19 protein-coding genes are annotated in these 17,169 nt (G+C 56.1%); 9 read left to right on the forward strand and 10 right to left on the reverse strand.

Annotated features, from left to right (window positions below):
• Nucleotides 1-124: 124 nt before the first annotated feature.
• Together OSC10802_RS0109335 and OSC10802_RS0109340 are read right to left on the reverse strand one after the other, a co-directional pair.
• Nucleotides 125-898, reverse strand: coding sequence for an SDR family oxidoreductase (locus OSC10802_RS0109335; RefSeq protein WP_017716515.1), 774 nt, complete (start codon nt 896-898; stop codon nt 125-127).
• 258 nt (nt 899-1,156) lie between these two features.
• On the reverse strand, nt 1,157-2,014 hold the full coding sequence (locus OSC10802_RS0109340; protein WP_017716516.1) for a DUF8623 domain-containing protein: 858 nt from the start codon (nt 2,012-2,014) through the stop codon (nt 1,157-1,159).
• Nucleotides 2,015-2,188: 174 nt separating this feature from the next.
• On the opposite strand from OSC10802_RS0109340, the gene murG reads away from it, so the two are divergent.
• Entirely contained in the window at nt 2,189-3,262 is a 1,074-nt protein-coding gene (murG, locus tag OSC10802_RS0109350; protein ID WP_026098330.1) for an undecaprenyldiphospho-muramoylpentapeptide beta-N-acetylglucosaminyltransferase, read from the forward strand.
• A gap of 121 nt (nt 3,263-3,383) precedes the next feature.
• Here murG and OSC10802_RS52730 read toward each other — a convergent pair whose 3' ends face one another.
• Together OSC10802_RS52730 and OSC10802_RS0109360 are read right to left on the reverse strand one after the other, a co-directional pair.
• Nucleotides 3,384-3,578, reverse strand: coding sequence for a hypothetical protein (locus OSC10802_RS52730; RefSeq protein ID WP_198525086.1), 195 nt, complete (start codon nt 3,576-3,578; stop codon nt 3,384-3,386).
• Nucleotides 3,579-3,960: 382 nt separating this feature from the next.
• Nucleotides 3,961-4,587, reverse strand: coding sequence for a thioredoxin family protein (locus OSC10802_RS0109360; protein WP_017716520.1), 627 nt, complete (start codon nt 4,585-4,587; stop codon nt 3,961-3,963).
• 67 nt (nt 4,588-4,654) lie between these two features.
• Here OSC10802_RS0109360 and OSC10802_RS0109365 point away from each other — a divergent pair, with 67 nt between their 5' ends.
• The 4 genes from OSC10802_RS0109365 to fmt all read left to right on the forward strand — a co-directional run bounded on the left by OSC10802_RS0109365 (nt 4,655) and on the right by fmt (nt 7,200).
• Complete coding sequence (locus OSC10802_RS0109365) at nt 4,655-5,059, forward strand: NIL domain-containing protein (RefSeq protein ID WP_026098332.1); 405 nt, start codon at nt 4,655-4,657, stop codon at nt 5,057-5,059.
• Nucleotides 5,060-5,113: 54 nt separating this feature from the next.
• On the forward strand, nt 5,114-5,590 hold the full coding sequence (locus OSC10802_RS39375; RefSeq protein ID WP_198525087.1) for a hypothetical protein: 477 nt from the start codon (nt 5,114-5,116) through the stop codon (nt 5,588-5,590).
• 360 nt (nt 5,591-5,950) lie between these two features.
• Nucleotides 5,951-6,190, forward strand: a complete 240-nt coding sequence (locus OSC10802_RS49340; protein ID WP_155967506.1) for a hypothetical protein — start codon at nt 5,951-5,953, stop codon at nt 6,188-6,190.
• Entirely contained in the window at nt 6,187-7,200 is a 1,014-nt protein-coding gene (gene fmt, locus OSC10802_RS0109375) for a methionyl-tRNA formyltransferase (RefSeq protein WP_017716523.1), read from the forward strand. Before OSC10802_RS49340 ends, fmt begins: the two co-directional genes overlap by 4 nt.
• A 374-nt stretch (nt 7,201-7,574) precedes the next feature.
• Here the strand turns inward: fmt and OSC10802_RS46065 are convergent, their stop codons facing one another.
• The 6 genes from OSC10802_RS46065 to OSC10802_RS0109410 form a co-directional block, all read right to left on the reverse strand.
• Entirely contained in the window at nt 7,575-7,925 is a 351-nt protein-coding gene (locus tag OSC10802_RS46065; protein ID WP_071593294.1) for a DUF6464 family protein, read from the reverse strand.
• 280 nt (nt 7,926-8,205) lie between these two features.
• The gene (locus OSC10802_RS0109385; RefSeq protein ID WP_017716525.1) at nt 8,206-9,201 is read right to left on the reverse strand and encodes a CBASS cGAMP-activated phospholipase; all 996 of its coding nucleotides are present in this window, start codon (nt 9,199-9,201) and stop codon (nt 8,206-8,208) included.
• Between the two features lie 117 nt (nt 9,202-9,318).
• A complete protein-coding gene (locus OSC10802_RS0109390) occupies nt 9,319-9,648 on the reverse strand; it encodes a hypothetical protein (RefSeq protein WP_017716526.1) in 330 nt (109 codons plus the stop codon).
• Nucleotides 9,649-9,660: 12 nt separating this feature from the next.
• Nucleotides 9,661-10,878 carry a DUF790 family protein gene (locus OSC10802_RS0109395; RefSeq protein WP_017716527.1) on the reverse strand — a complete coding sequence of 406 codons (1,218 nt, stop codon included), beginning with the start codon at nt 10,876-10,878 and terminating at the stop codon, nt 9,661-9,663.
• 183 nt (nt 10,879-11,061) lie between these two features.
• Nucleotides 11,062-12,645: a DEAD/DEAH box helicase family protein gene (locus OSC10802_RS0109400; RefSeq protein ID WP_017716528.1), complete on the reverse strand. Its 1,584-nt coding sequence runs from the start codon at nt 12,643-12,645 to the stop codon at nt 11,062-11,064.
• Nucleotides 12,646-13,107: 462 nt separating this feature from the next.
• A complete protein-coding gene (locus OSC10802_RS0109410; protein ID WP_017716530.1) occupies nt 13,108-13,332 on the reverse strand; it encodes a hypothetical protein in 225 nt (74 codons plus the stop codon).
• A gap of 245 nt (nt 13,333-13,577) precedes the next feature.
• Here OSC10802_RS0109410 and OSC10802_RS0109415 point away from each other — a divergent pair, with 245 nt between their 5' ends.
• The 4 genes from OSC10802_RS0109415 (at nt 13,578) to OSC10802_RS0109430 (ending at nt 17,081) form a co-directional block, all read left to right on the forward strand.
• Nucleotides 13,578-14,345, forward strand: a complete 768-nt coding sequence (locus OSC10802_RS0109415; RefSeq protein WP_017716531.1) for an ATP-binding cassette domain-containing protein — start codon at nt 13,578-13,580, stop codon at nt 14,343-14,345.
• Nucleotides 14,342-14,977 (forward strand): ABC transporter permease, encoded by a 636-nt coding sequence (locus tag OSC10802_RS0109420; protein WP_017716532.1) that lies wholly within the window; start codon nt 14,342-14,344, stop codon nt 14,975-14,977. The genes OSC10802_RS0109415 and OSC10802_RS0109420 overlap by 4 nt, the downstream gene beginning before the upstream one ends.
• Complete coding sequence (locus OSC10802_RS0109425) at nt 14,974-16,014, forward strand: glycine betaine ABC transporter substrate-binding protein (RefSeq protein ID WP_017716533.1); 1,041 nt, start codon at nt 14,974-14,976, stop codon at nt 16,012-16,014. The genes OSC10802_RS0109420 and OSC10802_RS0109425 overlap by 4 nt, the downstream gene beginning before the upstream one ends.
• 86 nt (nt 16,015-16,100) lie before the next feature.
• Entirely contained in the window at nt 16,101-17,081 is a 981-nt protein-coding gene (locus tag OSC10802_RS0109430) for an aromatic ring-hydroxylating dioxygenase subunit alpha (RefSeq protein ID WP_017716534.1), read from the forward strand.
• The last annotated feature ends 88 nt before the right edge of the window (nt 17,082-17,169 follow it).

Below are 17,169 nucleotides of genomic sequence, written 5' to 3' on the forward strand. Positions count from 1 at the left end.
CTCACCTCCGGTTTGTTGTACGGTGGGGAAAATCCCACTTGGGTAAACAGGAATGCTGCTTTGGTACATTTTTGGGTGGGTGAAGCTCAGAGCGTCAACCACCCTACTATAAGATATGATAGCATTAACTTCGCCGGTGAACGAGGGTGACATTTGCCTGGTCTGCCGGCACTAGCAAGACCTCGCTGATATTGACATGAGCCGGTCGGGTGACGCAGAAAAACACGACATCAGCAACGTCTTCTGGCGTCAGGGGCGTCAGCCCTTGGTAGACCTTTTTAGCGCGGTCGGCATCCCCGTGAAATCGCACGACGCTAAATTCCGTTTCCACCATGCCGGGGTCGATTTCGGTGACGCGCACCGGCGTGCCCAACAAATCCTGCTTCAGCCCCTCCGAGATCAGTCTGACAGCGGCTTTGGAAGCGCAGTAAACATTGCCTGCTGGATAAGCGGCGCGACCGGCAATCGAGCCGATATTGACGACATGACCGCGCTGCCGGCTGACCATTCCGGGTAAGATAAAGCGCGTCACATAGAGCAACCCCTTGACATTCGTATCGATCATTTCTTCCCAGTCTTGGATGTTGCCCTCCTGGAGTTTATCCAGCGCCCGACTCAGACCGGCATTATTAATCAGAATATCCACCGGCTCCCAGGATGCCGGCAGGGAGTGCAAGGCGGATTCAACTTGAGTGCGGTCGCGCACGTCCAGCTGCAGCAAGTGCGTCATGCTGCCAAACTTCTCGCTGAGTTTTGCAGCCAGCTGTTCGAGCCGGTCGAGACGCCGCGCTGCCAAAATCAATTTAGCGCCGTGGGAGGCAAATATCTCGGCGCAGGCGGTTCCAATGCCGCTGCTCGCGCCGGTGATCAGAACAATTTGGTCTTGAACAGAAATCATCACTCCTCCTGGCAGAAAATTGTTGCACAGATCGCCGGATCGACCCCACCCCCCAACCCCCTCCGCGTGTGCGGGGAGGGGGAGGCAAGAGGGGGTTTTAGATGTGTGACAGAAGTTTCAATCATGCTTCTAGTGTCGCGACGCCAACAATCTTTCCTCTACAGCAATGTTTGCAGTAAGGATTTTACTATTTATCCAGCCGGGAGGGCTGAGGGCTGTTGCCCTCACTGCAAACCGTGTGAGGCGGCGCAGCATAAATCAGGGGTTGGCGGAGCTGGATGGGGTATTGGGACCGACGACGCGCAGGCGCTGGGTAATCATCGTCATGCCGTCGTGGCGCACCAAGACTGCAGAAATCCAGCGGCTATCTGCCTGTGCCGGCGCTCGCCCCACCTTGAAAATCCCCCCAGCGACCAGAGGTTCTAGCTTCACCGGCGGGGGCGTGAAATAGGTTTCCGCTTTAGCCGGCTCTTCCAGGGCGGCTCCGATCAGCAAATTATTGCCCAGGGGTTCGACAACGATGGCGTCAAAGTTAAACTCCTGTCCGGGGCGAACCTGCTCTGGCAATTTCACCTCAACCTTGGGAGGGTTCTCGCCAGAAGTCAGCTGGCTGCGTTCCGCCAAAATTTCTTGCCGGACAATAGTTTGGTTTTCATAGCGCTGCCGCCCGCGCACGGTGGCTTGGAGGGAGACGTCCCGATCCATCATTGACTGGGTGCCGGTAATGGTTGTTACCGTTTCCGCGACAAATCCCCTGCCATCTGCGTCCCAAGATACGAGTTCTGTGCGGTAGCTGAGTTTGGGGTAGCGCTGCCAGAGATCGCTCAAGGCGCGTTTCAGACTCTCGTGGGTTAGCCCGTCGGTATGGCTCAAATTCTTGCTGTAAAATTGCATCACCGTATCCAGATCGCGGGCGTTGGCGGCGGCGTCAATCTGGGACAGGAGGTTTTTCAGTTCCGGGGGTGCAGTGTCGGGAGGGGCGGCGATGGCAGCGCCGGCACCGAACGCGCCGGCGCACCAAATGGCGAACCCGATCAGGGGCGGGAGGAGTCGCGTGCCGGTCTGGCGGCGAGCCAGCTGAGACAGGCGTGACAGTAGCGTTAGAGGATTGTGCATTGAGTTACAGTTTCAATAGCGGGGTTATGACAGCAGTTGAGGGCTATTTATTGATTGTAGCTGTCAGCGTATTTTATATTGAGATTTTATATTTTGAATGAGCGGCGAAACCGGACATCGGAGATGAAAAATTCAAAGGTGCGCCGGTGAGTGCGTGTAGGAGAGATAGAGACAGTGGCGAACAAACCGATCCGATTGCTGATTGCGGCGAGTGGCACGGGGGGACATCTGTTTCCCGCGCTGGCGGCTGCCGAGCAGCTGAGCGACTATGAAATTGAATGGCTGGGGGTGCCCAACCGGCTGGAAACGCAGCTGGTTCCCAAGGAGTATCGCCTGCACACCATTGAGGTGGAGGGATTCCAGCAGCGGGGGCTGCGCAGCTTGCTAGTGCTGTTCAGGCTGGTTGGTTCGATTCTGCGGGTGCGGCGCTTGCTGAAAGAGGGACAATTTCAGGGCGTGCTCACCACCGGCGGCTATATTGCCGCACCGGCTATTATAGCGGCTCGCTCCCTGGGGCTGCCGGCCATTCTCCACGAGTCCAACGCTTTGCCTGGGAAGGTGACGCGCTGGTTCAGCCCGTGGTGCTCTGCGGTGGCGACTGGCTTTGAGGGAGCGGCGCAATACCTCCCCCGCGCCAAGACGGTTTATGCCGGCACGCCGGTGCGCGAGCAGTTTCTCTCCCCGCAGCGGCTGGATTTGCCGGTTCCGCCGGATGTGCCGCTGATTGTGGTGTCGGGGGGCTCTCAGGGGGCGGTGGCGGTGAACAAGCTGGTGCGCCAGTGCGCTAAGGCGTGGTTTGAGGCGGGCGCGTGGGTTGTCCACCAGACGGGAGACAGCGATCCGGAGGCGGGGAGTTTGCAGCACCCGCAGTATATTTCGGTGCCGTTTTATGATAATATGGCGGCGCTGCTGCAGCGGGCGAATTTGGCGATTAGCCGCGCCGGTGCGGGTACGCTGACTGAACTGGCGGTGGCGGGTACGCCGGCAATTTTGATTCCCTACCCTTATGCGGCGGAGGATCACCAGGCGTTCAATGCGGCTGAGTTTGCCAGTGCCGGTGCGGCTGCGGTTTGCCGGCAAAAGGACTTGACGCAGGCGGTGCTCGAAGAGAAGGTTTTGGGGCTGTTGCGATCGCCGGAAAGGTTGCAGGAAATGGCGTTTCGGGCGCGTTCGCTGGCGGTTCCGGACAGCGCGCAGCTGCTGGCGCAGTTGGTGCGGGAATTGGTGGGGGGAAAAAACCGCTCCTGAGCCAAGGACGCCAAGGAAGTGAGATGATGTGATAGGGTGTGGGAAAGGCTTGCCGGTTGAGGTTTTCTTAGATTATGTTAGAAGTTCTAGAGACTGAGGTCTTCCCACCTCCAGATATCCCTCAGATTATTACTGAAGACGATACTCCTGTTGAGAATTTTGCTTGTGAAAAACAGCAGCGTTTACTGGCAAGGGTAGTGTGCAGTTCTTGGGGGACTGGCAACTTCCGAACGTTTCTGGCGTCGGCTAATGAGGGGATTTTCTCTGCGGTTAGCCAGCCGCCGGTTGTGCCGGATGTTTTTATAGCAGCAGTCATATTGGTTAGAACAATAGAAGCTTCGGGAGCTCTGGAGAAAGGGAGGCCGGAATGTAGGGTTCCTAAATGCTTACTGCTCTATAGACGTAGGGCAGGCGTCCCGCCCCCCCTGAAGGTCAAATGTTCTAACCTAAATGCATACTGCGATATCAGTTTGGATGTGCGAGTTGCTGAGAATTGGTGGGAGAAGAAAAACCGATATTATTTTATTTGGGAGTTTGGCAAACCGCCAGAGGTTGTGATTGAAATTGTTTCGACTCCTAGAAAACCCCCTCTCACTCCCCCGCCCCGCAAGCGGGGAAGGTGGGGCCCCTTCTGGGGATAAGGGGCAGAGGTTGGGGGGTGGGGTTCATCCCCAGAATACCCCTGTGCACTCGCGCCGCTAATTCACCACCTGACTGCTGTGACTGCGCGGATCGGCAGAGTTGCCCGCTGCCGGCGCAACCGGCGCGTCAAACGCAGACATTTGACCGGAAGCAGTGGCGTAGGGCAAAGGCAAACCGGCAGCCAACGCCTCTAAATTCGCCTGCATAATCGTGCGCGGCACCTCACCGATAGCCTCAGCGATCGCAGCGCCATCCTGACCCAAAAACACAAAGTGAGGAATCCCATCCACGCGGTACTTGAGAATTTCCGGCAACCACTTAGAATTATCGACATTGAGCATCACAAAGTTCACCTTGCCCCTGTACTGCTCCTCCAGTTGCTGAATTTCCGGTGCCATTGCCATGCAGCTCGTGCACCAATTGGCATAAAATTCCATTAGGGTCGGTTGCCGATTGCTGAGCGCCACCTCCAGCGGCGTGGACTCCTCAGCCAGCTCGGTGAGGTCAGGCGAGTTCGTCTCAGCCCGCAGCCCCAGGAAGATGGCCACAGTGAGCGCCACCGCCACCAGCACAATCACCAAATTTCGCACTCTAGTGGCAGAGCCGGTTTCAAACCCGCTCGCCACGGGCGATTCAGACTTCTGTTGCGACACAGGTTTCGGATCGGGTAAATTGGCAGCCATCAGATATTTTTTTACGATCTATGATTCAGATATTAGTCTAGCTGAAGTTGCTCAAAGCCCCCCAGCCGTGAAAAAACGGGTCATGCTCACCTTTCCCAAACGCTCTATCCAGATGCCGATCACCTATCGGCTGGCCAAAGATTTTAATGTGGCGGCGAATATCATCCGCGCCCAGATCGCGCCGAACCAAATGGGCACGATGGTGGTGGAACTCGCCGGCGACATTGATGAACTCGACGCCTCCATCGAGTGGATGCGATCGCAGAATATCACCGTCTCGCTCGCCAGCCGCGAGATATTGATTGATGAAGACAGCTGCGTCCACTGCGGCTTGTGCACCGGCATTTGCCCCACAGAAGCCTTGACTCTGGAACCGCCTGCATTTAAACTGACATTCACGCGGTCGCGCTGTATCGTTTGCGAGCAGTGCATTCCCACCTGTCCCGTGCAAGCGATTTCCACCAACCTGTAAAGAGGCGCAGCCAATCGGTTGCGTCCTCTGTTCCCGCAAACCCACACCAGCCAGATGACGCAAATGTCCATAGCCAAACAACTGTCCCGCCTCTCTCTGATACTCCTCTCGCTTGGATATTTCAACTTGGGCTGGGAGTTATCTGAGGGGAAGTCTCCCTGGTGGGTTTGGCTGTTAGTAACAGCTTTTACCTTGGCCCTTGCAGAAACTTTGGCTTTTCCCTGGTCAATCGTGAGAGCCTTGTTTAACCGCTGGATTAGCTCTGATACGAAAGCGTTCTTTGCGGCTACCTTCGCTTCTTTTCTCACCGTTGTGTTACTATCATGGAGTAATATTTCTGCCCAGGGTCTGCTTTTAGTGGCGGCAGCAACCCTAGCCAGAATCGACCTTCAACTGGCTTCTATAGGAGAATTAAAAGCTTTTTTTATTCTGAATTTATTGGGGTTTTCTGGCTTGGGTTTGGGGAGTTTGGCGCACTGGGCTGCGAACCATTTTGAATTAGTGGTAAAAGCCTTTAACCAGCTATTCTAAACCGCTCACATAGCAGTTATAAATGATTTGCGAACCTCTGGGGGCCCCATAACCCCGGTTTCTTTAAGAAACCGGGGTTATGAAATTTACACGAAGTTTATTGACGCGCTATATCACGCACTGGGGTGCGTGATATAGCGCACCTCAGCCACTGATGGAGTGGGAGGGGAAGGCGGAAGGCACCCTAGCTCCCAGACAAGACCTGCTCACCGGCAGTCCCGGTTGCGGCTCCCAGGATGGGCCCAAGCTGTGCTGCCGGCGCGCCGGTAGAGGATGGACAGTGTAAAAATTGTCACAGACGCGCTTGCCGACAGGGGGAAACGCCCCAGACACTAAAAACAGAAGCGTTTATCTGTCCTTGTGCCCTGCAGCGCCGAAGCCGTGGGGCAATTTTATATATATATGGCGGCTGTCGGGGGATGCGCCCACCGCAGGATCGCTGCGGGCTCGCCCCCGGGAGGATGTGACAGACCGACAACCGGACGGGCGTGGGGGAGTGGGCGTGACACCGGCAGACGCCGCAAGCAAGCGTGGCGAGAGAATGCTGCAAAATGGGAGAGCAACCTCTTCCCCACTCCCGATTACCCAGCCCCAGCATGAAAGTTGTCTTCTTCGGCACCCCCGTCTTTGCAGTGCCCAGCCTGAAAAAGCTGCTGGAACATCCAGCGTTTGAAGTCTTGGCGGCTGTCACCCAGCCCGACAAACGGCGAGGGCGCGGCAACCAACTGACTCCCTCGCCGGTGAAAAGTCTCGCACTGGCCCACAACCTGCCGGTGTGGCAGCCGCCTCGGGTGAAAAAACACAAACAAACCCTAACTCTGCTGCGAGAGGCGCAGGCAGACGTGTTTGCGGTCGTCGCTTACGGCCAAATTCTCTCTCAGGAAATTCTCGATATGCCCCGCCTGGGTTGCGTCAACGTCCACGGCTCGATTTTGCCGCAGTACCGGGGCGCAGCGCCGGTGCAGTGGTGCCTCTACCACGGCGAGAGAGAAACCGGCATCAACACGATGCTGATGGACGCCGGCATGGATACCGGCCCGGTACTGCTGGAAGCCCGCACGCCGGTGGGGCTTTTGGACAGCGCCACCCAGCTGGGGGAAACCCTGGCCAATTTGGGAGCGGACTTGCTGGTGGAAACCCTGTTGCGACTGGAGGGCGGAGAAATTCAGCCCATCCCCCAAGATTCCGCCCGGGCGACGCATGCGCCGCCGATTAAAAAAGAGAACTACTGCCTGGACTGGTCGCGCTCCGCCTTGGAACTGCACAATCAAGTCAGGGGATTTTTCCCAGACTGTGCGGCCACCTTTCGCGGCAAAGATCTCAAGATTTCAGCCACAGCGCCCCTCGGCCCTGAATTTTGGCCCCTGCTGCCCCCAGAATTCAGCGCCCTCCAGCAGAATTGGCCGGCGCTGTCCGCCCGGTTTGGCCGTCCGGGGGAAGTGGTGAGCCTTGCCAAGCGGTTTGGGCCGGTGGTTCAAACCGGCTCCGGGCTGCTGCTGCTGCGGGAAGTGCAGCCAGCCGGCAAACGCCCCCAGACCGGCTGGGATTTTGTCAATGGCACCCGCCTAGCAGTGGGAGAAGTTTTGGAAAATGGCCGGCTGGCGATCTAAAATCTATACATTTAAATTGCAAGTATTGCAGGGTGGTTAAAACTATTTTGTATGCAATTTTAATGAAACGCAAGGCATTGGCCGCCTGCTTCTCCCCAAAGCTATTTCCAAAACAGCACCACCGCCCGCAGAACCTGCGGGCGGATTTTCCTGTAAATGCTGTCACGAATTCTGTTACTTCTGATACTGGCGCCACGGGGATCGATTCAGGTTGGGCAATTGCGGTTCCAGGATTACTGCACTGCGAGCCCGGCAGACATTTTCAGCAGCCGAGCGACTCGTGTACGGCGTTGCTCGCTGCTGTTATTATACTAGAGATAGTGCCCCGGGCATTCCTTCCCCCATGCGGGGCATCGAGGAGGAATGCGCCACAGTTACTGTTCAAAGAACCGGCACCCGTCGCACGGGCCATCAGGATTGACGGCGCAGCGAATGATTTCAGAGTGAGCGTTGAAGCAGCAGCTGGCATCTCCGATGACCCAGCGTCCATTGACGATACTTGTTTCCACCGGTCTTTGGGCGGATTGGACGTAGAGGGCAACTTTGTGCAAGCGGTATCGACCTGATTTTAGCTGGTATCGGTGCCGGCGTTCTAATACGGCGTAGGTTTGACCTTGTAGATCGAGATAGTGACCCGGTTGAGGATTCCAATCCAGTTGAACGTTTCCCAACGATTGAGGTGGTTGGGTCAGAATCACCTCTGTGGGCAGAGAATCTGGCTCCATAGTACCCATCTAATGCGGCTTACTCTTTCAAGTTACCGCACTCCTCGCTGAAAGTTTTGTCTTGTTTAGATGAGCTAAAGGTTTGACCGGCTTTCGGAGAGCTGTTGCGAACGGGCTATCGCTCTTGGGAGCGAGCGAGCTGATAGGTTGCCAGCTCCCTGACAGCGGCGAGATGTGGGAACATGGGGTATGGGGCATGGGGCTCACGCGCATGGGGCTCACGCGCATGGGAAAGATTTTCAGCGTTTCCCCAATGCGATAATGCGATGATGCCCCATCTCTAAAGTTTGCAGGCATTGAAGCTGTCGGTTAGCTGCTGGCAAAGCATCTCCAAAGTCTCGCTGTTCTTATCAATCATCTCCTGTGCGAGGCGTTTCAGACCGATAATATTAACCGGGCTGGCATCATCCATCCGGTCGCCCATATCAGCAGACAGGCTAGTCTGAAAGCGGTAGTAACGCGGTTTCCCATCCTCCGAAACCGGCAGCAACTCCCTCAGCTGGTAATCGACCGCATCATTGCTGCCATCAAAAACAATATTCAGAACGGGCTGCGCCCACTCCAGCAACCCCCAGTCCTTCACTTTATCATAGTACAGTCTGGCAGTCATCTCTCCAGTCCCCAGCGAGACGACTAAAAAATCCGTGGCATCTTTATAGATACTCCTCGCTTCTACATAGGCGCTCATTGCGGGGTTGTTCGCCACAACGCCCCCGTCAATTAAGGCATAATAATCCGTCAGGTCATTCGTTTCAAGTTTCAGGGGCTCAAAATAGGTCGGGGCGGCAGAAGTCGCCCGCGCCACCTTTTTCATAGGGAAGTCGCGCTTGGGCTCCAGCTTGGCTTTGAAGCTTTTAAAAAAATAGGGCCTGCGCATCTCAATATCATAGCTTGGAATCAGGATATCTGCCAGCGCTTCACTCAGATAAGTTGCGCCCAGGTATTTTTCCAGAACCGCTTCCAGTCCATCAGCTGAATATTTCTCATTGCTTAGATTTCTCAGGCTGGTAAAAATATTTTTAGGAAAGATTCGCTGTCCCTCGGTTTCGTAGAGTCTCACCAAAGTCTGGGCGCTGTGTTCTGGCTTCTGGCTTGCCTCCAGCGGTTTAGTCAGGCCAAGAGCCAAAATTCCCCCCGTTGAAGTGCCGGCAATCATATCGAACAGCTCTGCCATCGACTTTTGCGTGCGAGCCTCAATTTCGGCCATAATCATCGCCGGGATAATCCCTCGAATCCCGCCTCCATCTATTGACAGGACTCTGATTATTTTCGTCATTTCACTCTCCAAAACTACCAGCTTTTAACAACTGCAACATAACTCTCCTGCCGATGGTTTTGCAACAGGAGTCAGTCAGAAATTTCCCAGGGCTTTCAGAGTGCCATAACCTGGCAATCATTGCTGTGGGAGGTTTGGCAGCGCTCTGCAAAAAGTTTTGCACGAGCCTGGCGCAACGCCTGTTACAGACTTGAGGTCTGCCATGATAAATATTAAAATAGCACATTCGGGAGGCAAGGGGGAGAGGGGAGATGGCAGCCCCCCGCTGGGGAGGTACTCGCTCCCACCGGCTGCTAGCGGCAACCGGCACGCCCCCTCGGTGTTGCGGCTGCGCCACTTTTCGCCCTCGGCGCAGACATCTCGGACTTGCCCCGCCCCTCCCGACCTTCGCTCTCCGCGCAGCAGCCCCCGCCAAAAGTGCCGGTCGCGTGCGGGGCGCGCCGGCATTCCCTGCTGCCTTTACTCTATCACATCTAACACCGATTTCGGCAACAATTTGTCTTTGAACCACACAACCAAAGCCGGCACATCCCTGACACTCACCCCCGCCTTCTCCAAATTCAACCGCTCCGAAATCGCCAAAATCAAATTATTGCACTCAGACCGGCGCACTTGGGCGAACTTCTTCTGCAAATACTCCGGACGCCAGTAGCCGACAATTTCCAGCAAAAAAGACCGGCCATCGGGATGCACCAGGCGAAAGTCCGGAATCATCACGCTTCCTGGAATAGGGATGAGGTCAACCTCTCGTTCCAGCACCCACTCGGTTTTCAGGCTGTCCCACCTGTCAGCAAACGATGCCTCTACCATACTGTCATAAGGCTTGCCGGCAGCGTAGTGGCTCACCAAACCGCAATCCGACTCCAAGCTGAACCGGCCAATTTTCCAAGTGCCGGTGTAGAAATCGCGGCTGTACAGTGTCGCCTTCAAACTCCATTTGGTGACGTGCAGCAAAGCCGGCAGCATCTTAGCTAACGCCAGTCCGTAGCGGGTGCTGGGCTTAAATAGACTCGTAGGTCCATCCACCGTAATTGTAAACCCGCAATCTGCGTCGCCCTCAATATACGCCATCAGTTGAAACAGTTTGAGATAGCGGAATAACAGCTTGTACTGACCGGGAACATTGCGGTGGGCGTTGATGGTGATGTGACTGGCGCGGTAGAATACGCCCTGCACCTGCGCCAAATTGTAACGGTGCAGCAAGTCTTCCGGTGCCGGTGCCTCAAACTGCGTCAAAATTTTATTCTCCGCCAAATCCGCATACAAGCCGGCTTTTATCTGCACCGGCAGCACTTCCCGATTTAACTCCTGACTCAGCTCAAGCGCCAGCTTTTCCAGAGTAACTTGTGCCGATTGCCGGCTGGGAGCCGACTCAGCCGAGCGAGCGAAAACCCGCTGCCGCAATTCCTGTGGGTCGATGGGACTGATCGCCTCAAACTGACTGAACGCTTCGCTTCTCAGCAAGTGGGCCAGCCCCCGCTTAATGCGGTAGTCAGGGCTGTCGCCCTCCAGCTCCAAAAGCTGCCGGTCGAGTTCCCCTTGGGGGCCGCCTTTTGCTTCTTGAAAACAGGCGATCAGGTCGTTGGCTAGGGCGAGGTTATTGGCATCAATATTCAGGCGTTTCGGGATGACTGTCTCCCCATTTTGCCGTTGTAATAACAGGTCTGTTGGCAACATGTTTAGGGAAAAGGGTTTTTTTTTATTAACCGCAGAGGGCGCAGAGACGCAGAGGGAAGAAAAGAAGATAGCAGGCAGGATTTTTATTTCGCTATTTAACCCAAGTTGCTATTTAAGGAGGCAGAGCCTCCAAAGCAGCGTTACCAGGCAGAGCCTGGTAACGAGGGGAGAGTTTTTAAGCTTTCAATCTTCCTCCTCTTCTTCCTGATCTCCCCATTTAGCCTTTGGCTCAGCAGCACGCTTGCTCGCCGACTTATTCACCCCATAAATCGGAACCGGCGCTGGCGGCGACTGGGGATTCTCTGCGGGTGGGGGGGGCAAAATTTCCAACTGCCGGTGTTTCGGCAATTCGGGTTCTTTCTCTTGGCGTCCTTGGGGTCTTGGCGGTTCAAATTTCTTCCCCTCACCCCGCCGGCGCTGGGAAGTCCCCTCCTCAGCGGTATCCTCCGCCACCACCTCATAGAGAATCGCCAACTTATCCTTATCCGCCCCCTTGCGCAACACCCGCCCCAAACGCTGAATGTACTCCCGCACCGATCCCGTACCCGACAGCAGGATCGCCACGCGCGCCTCTGGGACATCCACCCCCTCATTCAGGACGTGAGACGCCACTAGGGCTCTGTACTCGCCGGTGCGAAACCGGCTGAGCACTTCGTGGCGCTCTTTCACCGGCGTCTGGTGAGTGATCGCCGGGATGAGGAATTCCTGGGAAATGCGGTAAACTGTGGCGTTGTCAGCAGTGAAAATAAGCGTGCGTTCCGGGTAGTGCTGCGCCAGGATATCCGCCAGAATCCTCAGCTTTCCGTCCGTGCCGAGGGCGATGTCCTTGGCTTGCCGGTGGGCGAGCATGGCGCGGCGTCCCGCCGGCGACCGGCAGCTGGCTTGGACAAACCGCTGCCACCCCTCTAGGCTGCCGAGGGAGATATGCGATTCCCGCAAGAATTCGTTGCGCTCTTTCATCAGCTGGCTGTAGCGATCGCGCTCCACTTGCGATAGCTTTACTTTAATTTGCACAATTTCGTGATCGGCCAGTGCGCCTCCCTTGAGTTCCTCTGGGGTTTTGCGATAGACTTCCGGCCCAATTAAGATGTTGAGGTCCGAGTGTTTGCCGTCTGAGCGTTCCGGGGTTGCGCTCAGGCCCAGCCGGTAGGGCGCGATCGCATATTCTGCAATCACCCGGTTAAAGTCGGTGGGCAAGTGGTGGCACTCGTCAAAGACAATCAGGGCGTAGCGGTTGCCCAGGGATTCGGCGTGGATGGCGGCGCTGTCGTAGGTGGCGACTAAGATAGGCGTTTTGTCGCGGGAGCCGCCCCCCAGCAACCCCACCTCGGCATCGGGAAAGGCGGCGACTAAGTGGGCGTACCACTGGTGCATCAAGTCAAGAGTGGGCACCACAATTAGGGTGCTGCGGGGGGTGGCTTGCAGGGCGAGTTGGGCGAGATAAGTCTTGCCGGCTGCGGTGGGGAGCACCACGACGCCCTTGCGCCCCGCCTGCTTCCACGCCGCGAGGGCTTCTTGCTGGTGCCGGTAGGGGGGCATTTCCACGCTGGGGACGAGTTCGAGGGGCTGAAATCCCTTAGCATCGTCGGTGAAGGTGACGCCCTCGGCTTGCAGGGCTTCTACCAGGGGGCGGTAGTGGATTGCCGGTATGCGGAATTTTTCTACCCGATCGTCCCACGTGGCAAAGTCCACCCAGGCTTTGCCCCTCGGCGGCGGGTGCAGGATGAGAGTGCCCCTGTCAAATGAGATGGTCGGTGTGCGAGCCATTGGCTGTTTGAATTGCAATCCACCGCTTATTTTAGGGCAGTCGCGATGCTCCTGCTCACCCGCTGCGCTACAACTGCCGGCAGGTTGGGCTAAAGCCCAACTGCGAACCTTTGGGCATTAGCCCAACTGCGAACTTTTGGGCATTAGCCCAACTACGAACTTTTGGGCATTAGCCCAACTACGAACCTTGTCGGGCATTAGCCCAACTACAAACTTTTGGGCATTAGCCCAACTGCGAACCTTGTCGGGCATTAGCCCAACTACAAACTTTTGGGCATTAGCCCAACTGCGAACCTTGTCGGGCATTAGCCCAACTACAAACTTTTGGGCATTAGCCCAACTGCGAACCTTGTCGGGCATTAGCCCAACTACAAACTTTTGGGCATTAGCCCAACTACCAACCGGCTAGCGTAAACCAGAATATTGGTATCCAGAAATACAGCGCTATCGTCCAGAGTCACCCTACATATCCTCACGTCTCAGGGAAAGGTCAGCGGGCCAATAACCATAACTGTCCACCGGGAAGTTTAAGTGCCGGCGCTCTTTCTTGGCCACCGGCTTCTCACTGACTGGCTGCTCATCAATCACCAGCACTATCTCGTGTTCCCCCGGTGGAATGTCTGCCGGCAGCTGCACAGTAACTTTTCCCCCAGGCAGTCCGGTGGCAGTTGTTGCAATGGTTTTCATCTTATCCTATCCTAAAATAAACAAATCCCCTCCCCCACTACTATCATACATCTCTTCGCATCTCCAGTCAAGTCCTGCCGGCTGAGTGGCAAGAAACCGGGTTGGTCAGTCCCTCAATATGAAAAACGATCTATATCTGGGGAACCCGCCCCTACTTGCGCTCGCAATCAGGGGGCCGGCATATTCTGTTTCCGAGCGAAATTGTCTGAGCGTGATATAATACCGGCACCCACTGAAAGGAACCCATGCCAGAGGCTAACGAAAAAGCAGTCGAATTCCGCGATGCCAGCTATCGCGTCCACAACCGGAATCTGGTGTCGGATTTGAATTTCACCGTCCGCCAGGGAGAAGCGCTGGTGCTGCTGGGACGCAGCGGCAGCGGCAAAACAACCACCATGAAACTGATCAACCGGCTGCACGCGCCAACCGCCGGCAGCGTGGTGGTGGGGGGGAAACCCACAACGGAGTGGGACCCGATCGCGCTGCGCCGGCGCATGGGCTATGTCATCCAAGAAACCGGCCTGTTCCCCCACTTCACCGTTGAGCGCAATGTGGGCTTAGTCCCCGCCTTGGAAGGCTGGAAACCCAAACAAATTAAAACCCGCGTTTATGAGCTCCTGAATCTGGTAGGCTTAGATCCAGAGCAATTCGCCGGACGCTATCCGCACCAGCTGTCTGGCGGTCAGCGCCAGCGCGTCGGTGTGGCGCGCGCACTCGCCGCTGACCCGCCGGTGCTGCTGATGGATGAGCCCTTTGGCGCGCTCGACCCGATTACGCGATTGGAGATTCAAAAGGAGTTCCGCCGGTTGCAACAGGAATTAGGTAAAACGGTGATTTTTGTCACCCACGACATTCAAGAAGCGTTCGTTCTGGCATCGAGAATTGGCTTGATGCACGAAGGGCGAATGGCTGTGCTGGAAACGCCGGCAGAATTCCTGCGCTCGCAACAGCCAGAGGCGCAGGCTTTCCTGCAATGCCTGCGCTCACTCGAAGAAGCGAGGGAGGGACTGTGAGCGACGATTTTTTCCTGATTCGGTATGGCCCAGAAATCCTGTCGCGCAGCGGCGAACACTTAATCCTGGTGGCGATTTCCACCGGCATCGCCATTCTCGCCGGCATCCCCCTGGGCATTCTCATCACCCGCCAACCCGCACTCAGCAAGCCGGTACTCGGCTTTGCCAACGTCGTTCAGACGGTTCCCAGTTTGGCGCTGTTCGGCTTTCTGATTTCCGTACCGCTGCTGGGCGGCATTGGCGACACCCCAGCAATTGTCGCCCTGACATTATATTCCCTACTGCCGATTATTCGCAATACCTACACCGGCATCACCGGCGTTGACCCAGCCATCCGCGAAGCAGGTCGCGGCATGGGAATGACCGATTGGCAGCTGTTAGTTCAGGTGGAAATTCCCCTGGCAACCGGCGTTATCCTGGCCGGCGTTCGGGTCGCCACCGTCATTGCCATTGGCGTCGCCACCATTGCCCCCGCCATTGGTGCCGGCGGTTTGGGCGTATTTATATTTCGGGGCATTTCTGTCGTCAACAACCAGCTGATTCTTGCCGGTGCCGTGCCGGCGGCGCTGATTGCCTTGCTGGCAGATTTTTCTCTCGGTTGGATTGAGCAATTAATAACAATAAGAAAATGACAGTGCGGTTTCCCTTCCTCCCTCCCAAGCTCAATCACATCGCTCCCAGCCTCTGGCTGGAAGCGACATGGAGGAGGCTCCGCCTCCCCATAAACAAGCTATTCTTAATTTTGACTTTCGCCTTAACAGTAGCAGTTGCCGGCTGCAGCGGCAACTCGCTCAGCGGTGGCGGCGGCGACATTGTTATCGGCTCGAAAAATTTCACCGAGCAATTCATCTTGGGAGAACTGCTGGCGCAGCACATCGAAGCGACAGCCGGTTTGAAAGTTGACCGGCGTCTCAACCTGGGAGGCACATTTATTTGCCACACAGCCCTGGCTGCCGGTCAGCTAGATGCCTATGTTGAGTACACCGGCACCTCCTTCACCGCTATCCTGAAACAGAAACCCATCAGTGACCCCAAAGCAGTTTACCAGAAGGTGAGACAAGAATATGCCAAGCAATTTGGGCTGGAGGTGACTGAGCCACTCGGCTTTGAAAACACCTTCGCTATGGCTGTGCGCGGCTCAGACGCCCGGCGGCTGAATATCCAAACCCTCTCGCAAGCCGCTCAATACACCCCGCAGTGGCAAGCCGGTTTCGGCTACGAATTCATCGAGCGCGAGGATGGATTTACCGGACTGTCTAAAACCTACGCTTTTAAGTTTGCTAAGCCCCCCAAAATCATGGACTTGGGGCTGATGTACCGGGCGCTGGTTGATAAAAAAGTGGATTTGGTGGCTGGAAACTCCACCGACGGGCAGATTGCGCGGCTGGGTTTAACGATCCTAAAGGATGACAAGCAATATTTCCCCCCTTATGAAGCTGTGCCGGTGGTGCGCCAGGAAACCTTGAAAAAATATCCGCAGTTGCGCAAGGCTTTCCAGCAACTCGGAGGCGCAATTAGCGCAGAAGAAATGCAGCGCATGAACTATCAGGTTGACGGGGAATTTCGCAAGGTGGAAGATGTGGTGCGGGAGTTTCTCCAGTCGAAAGGGCTGTTGAATAAGGCAAAGGGCGAGCCTTCCGAGCTCTCCCCCGCTTCGGGGGGGAAGTGAGCCGCACTCGCCCCACCACCCGTGCGAAACCGGCTGATTTTGTTTAAAACAACTTTTAATGGTGTGTGAACTGACAGGTGACAGGAATGGTGGCAGCTGACCCAATTTTACTCAACGACTGGCACGTTGTGGCCCGAACGGAAGACTTGCAGCCCGGTTCCCCCTTGCCGGCACGCCTGCTGGGGGAAGATTTGGTGCTTTGGCGCAGTGGCGACCGATTGGTGGCTTGGCAAGATCGGTGCCCCCACCGGGGTTTTCCCCTGTCTAAGGGACAGGTTGCCGGTGACACCCTCGTCTGTCCCTACCACGGCTTAGCTTTCAACTCGGCAGGACAGTGTGCATACATCCCCGCGCACCCAACCCAGCAGCCACCGGCACGCACTCTCGTCCGGACCTACCAAATTCAGGAGCGCTATGGGTTGGTGTGGGTGTTGCTCGGTGAGGATGAAACTGGAGACACTCACCCCTCACCCTTCCCCGAGTGGGATGACCCAGCTTACCGCAAGTTCCTCTGCGGTCCCTACCGCTGCGCTGCCAGCGGACTCCGCGCTATTGAGAATTTCCTCGATGTGTCTCATTTCCCTTTCGTCCATGACGGATTTTTGGGCTCGCCCAACCATACCGAGGTTGAGGACTATGATGTGGGGGTGGATGCAGCCGGCATCAGCCTCCGCAATGTCCGCGTCTGGCAGCCAGATCCCGACGGCACCGGCATCAGCGATAAAGTCACTTACAATTATCGCGTCTGGCGTCCCCTGACCTCCTCTTTTGTCAAAGAATCCGCCGGCGGGCGTCTGGCGATTTTCTTCACCGTCACGCCGGTGGATGAGGAAGAGTGCTTGGGGTGGATGTGGGTTGCGATGAACTACGGTCACGAAATCCCCCTGGAGGAGTTGCGGGCGTTTCAAGACGCAGTGATTCGCCAGGACCTTCCCATTGTGGAGTCCCAGCGTCCCAAGCGCCTGCCCCTGGACTTGCAGGCGGAGTTTCACCTCCTGTGCGATCGCTCTTCCATTGCCTACCGCAAGTGGCTGAAACAGCAAGGCGTCACCTTCGGAACTGTCTAGTATAGCGAGTCTCAATGATTTGCGCAACCGCGCTTGGCCCAGAACCTCGGTTTTTTAAAGAAACCGGGGTTCTGAAATTTACACGAAT

It is taken from the genome of Kamptonema formosum PCC 10802 (assembly GCF_000332335.1).
Classification (GTDB): Bacteria; Cyanobacteriota; Cyanobacteriia; order Cyanobacteriales; family Oscillatoriaceae; genus Oscillatoria.